Raw genomic sequence first — 2,811 nt, 5'->3', positions numbered from 1 at the left:
CGTGGACGCGCGGGGCGGCTACGTCTACGTCGTGACGGCGGCACGGGAGTTGGTGACGTTGCGGGTCGACGGTGATGCTGTCGAGGGCGACGAGGAAGGACGACGCGATGGACAGCGAAGTCGTCCGGGCTCCCCAGGCATGTGCGATGTCCGAGCTCTCGCCCGGGAACAGATCGAACGCCTGCGACATCATCATTCACACGGCTCCCTTCACGACCGGCCGGATGGCGACCATTCTGTGGAAGTACTTCAGTTGCTCCGTGTCCTCGTCTATCGGTACGCCGTCCACCTGGACCCAGGCGTGAGCGATGAAGGGCTCCGTGCGCACTCCCACACACCATTCGGGCCAGGTGCCGCAGATGCGGCACAACAGCGCGGTGGCTATCGACCGCTGCAGGCACCACGGTCCCGTACACATCACACTGACGAAGAGGACGGCATTGCGGGCACGGTGAGCTTCTTTCGCGCTGCAGGCACGCGCGCCATGACGGAGGGCTTCGAGCAGCGCGAACTGACGCCCGGGCGACAGCCTTGCGATGCCCCGGGCCAGGAGGACAGTGACTCTCGCCAGCGGGCGGATCCACAGCGGCGGTGATGAAAGCGCCCGCTCGTTGACCATCGAAATACTCATCGGACGAGCAACTTCGCGGCCTGAAGCCGGCGCACCAGCGTGCGAACGTCAGACACGGCCCGATCTGACGCGTCCGGGTACTTCTCCTGAAGTCTGCGCGCCGTCGACTCCACCGTCTCGCCGCTCAGCAGCAAACGGACGACTTCGGACCCCGTGCCGTTCAGCTGCCAGTAACGTCCGGTCCGTTTGTTGAGGAACACCATTCCGTCCTCGGACTCGACCATCGCGACGAAGGGGGAGAGGGCTATGCCTGTCATCCGGAATCTCCTTGTTCGTTGCGTCAGTGTGCCTGTGGGCCGACCTTCGCGGGCAGGGAACGGAGCCATGCCTCGCAAGCCATCGTCTTTTCGAGCGGGCCCATGTGAATGGGGTCCGGCATGATGCCCGAGAGCACACGTCGGAGGCCTTCGCGATCGATAAATCCCATGTCGGCGAGGCGGGACTCCTCGCACATCTCCCGCAGCTTTCCGAGGTTGCGCTTCCGGCCGGCGTAGACGTCCATGGTGAAATGGCTCTTGGTGGTTCGGTCGAGGACGTAATCAGGCACCGTTCCGCGCAGGGCGGCAGCCAGGACGGGTTTATGGCGGCCCGCCACGTACCGGTCCGCCAGTCGGACGGACAGTGCCGTATCCACGACTTGATCATCAAGGAACGGGGCTTCGAAACTCACATCGAAACGCTCCGCGAGCGTGTTCGTGAAGCGAAAGATCCCACCGTTCAGGCGGATGCAGCGCAGTATCTCGTGATGCGTGGGCATAGACGACATCGGTTGGGGGCCCGTCGCCGCCGTACGGCGGATCGCGTCCCGGACCAGGGCGGTGGCTTCCCGGGAAGCCCACGGGGGAAGCTGTGGGGCAGGCTCCCAACCCACTTCCGACTCGGTGGCCGGCGGCGAGAGTAGTTCGTCGGAGCATCGGTGCAGCCACTCGGCGTAGGGCGGAAAGGCCCGGACGGCGCGCAGGGTCGTGGCAAGGGACCAGCGTCGCCGGGCACGCGTCGCGCGGACCAGGTCCAGGCATCCGAGGAGGTTCCGCCGGGCCATGGCGTTCACGTAGGTCGATCCGGTAGCCGCCAGTTCATCGCTGCCATCGCCCTGGAGGTGCCTGGTGACCCCGCGTGCTGCCACCATCCGGGCGACGTCTTCCATATGACTGGCCACGGCGATGAACGGCGGTGGTTCGTCCATCGCCAGATCATCACGGTCCGGCGAGTCGTAGTACGGCGATGCCGTGTCCTGGTCGAGGACGATGTGCTCGGCACAGGGCAGGTCCGCCGCGGCCCGGCCGGCGATGGAGTCGTCGCAATTCATCGGGTCCATCAGCCGGCGTCGTATGGTCACCAGCCGGCAGTCCTGCTCGGCGGCGAGGAAACAGAGGCTCGTCGAGTCCATTCCACCGGAGAGATCGGAGCCTATGGTGGGCGAGGCGCCCACTCGCGCCGCGACCGCCGAGACCAACGCGTTCCGGAACTCGGGGGCAGCCACATCAACCGGGACCTCCGGAGCCGGCGGAGTCCACCACCGGATCGGCTCGGCAGTTCCGTCGGGGTGAAGAGACATGTAATGCGCAAAGGGAAGAGAGTCGACCTCCCGCCACACACTGTGCTCGCTCAAGGGCCACGGCGGCGAGAAGGCGAGCAGATGCATCACGAGCTGCTCCTCGGTCAGGGTCAGCCGTCGCAGCTCGGCCAGGGCAGATATCCGGTTCGCGGCCACAGTGATACCGGCGACCGGTGCGGAGAAGAGCTCCCGAGCACCGGAGAGGCTGCCTTGGGCACGGACGTGACCTTCGATGGAAGCGACCAGGTGGAAGGAGCCCGCTGTGCGCTCCAGGATTCTGTCGAGCTCCCGCACCGTGCGGACCGTTTCGAGGTTGGCCAAGAGTTCCTGTTCCGTGGTGTGCGCGGCACCGAGGAGCGCGACCTTCGACGGACCGGCCTGAACGCAGACGGCGGCGTCCGGGGACCAGTTCCCGACCAGCCAGGGGCGGCCGGAGTGATGACAGACCGTGTTCTTCCGGACCTCATCGGGGAGCCGGGTGCGCACCTCGTCCGCGGCGGGGTGGTCGGGCAGAACAACGAACTTCATGGGCGGTTCCCAACTGTGTCGGTCGCCTGCTTCAGTGGCGGGCGCTCGGAGTCGTGGCGCGGCCGTCGGCGGTCCGGACCGGGCCGCCGACGGC

General features: G+C 66.6%; 4 protein-coding genes. All 4 read right to left on the bottom strand.

The genetic code is table 11. From position 1 onward, the window contains the following. On the bottom strand, positions 1-196 hold a 196-nt coding region (locus tag AB0K09_RS31970; RefSeq protein WP_366068891.1), incomplete at its 3' end, for a hypothetical protein. Continuing rightward, entirely contained in the window at positions 197-631 is a 435-nt protein-coding gene (locus tag AB0K09_RS31965; RefSeq protein WP_366068890.1) for a lasso peptide biosynthesis B2 protein, read from the bottom strand. Beyond that, positions 628-888 (bottom strand): lasso peptide biosynthesis PqqD family chaperone, encoded by a 261-nt coding sequence (locus tag AB0K09_RS31960; protein ID WP_366068889.1) that lies wholly within the window; start codon positions 886-888, stop codon positions 628-630. The genes AB0K09_RS31965 and AB0K09_RS31960 overlap by 4 nt, the downstream gene beginning before the upstream one ends. A gap of 23 nt (positions 889-911) precedes the next feature. Continuing rightward, positions 912-2,717, bottom strand: a complete 1,806-nt coding sequence (locus tag AB0K09_RS31955) for an asparagine synthase-related protein (RefSeq protein ID WP_366068888.1) — start codon at positions 2,715-2,717, stop codon at positions 912-914. Positions 2,718-2,811 lie beyond the last annotated feature (94 nt).

Origin of the sequence: Streptomyces sp. NPDC049577, from assembly GCF_040675635.1 — a bacterium.
Lineage (GTDB): Bacteria > Actinomycetota > Actinomycetes > Streptomycetales > Streptomycetaceae > Streptomyces.
This window is presented reverse-complemented; position numbering and strand designations above follow the sequence as displayed.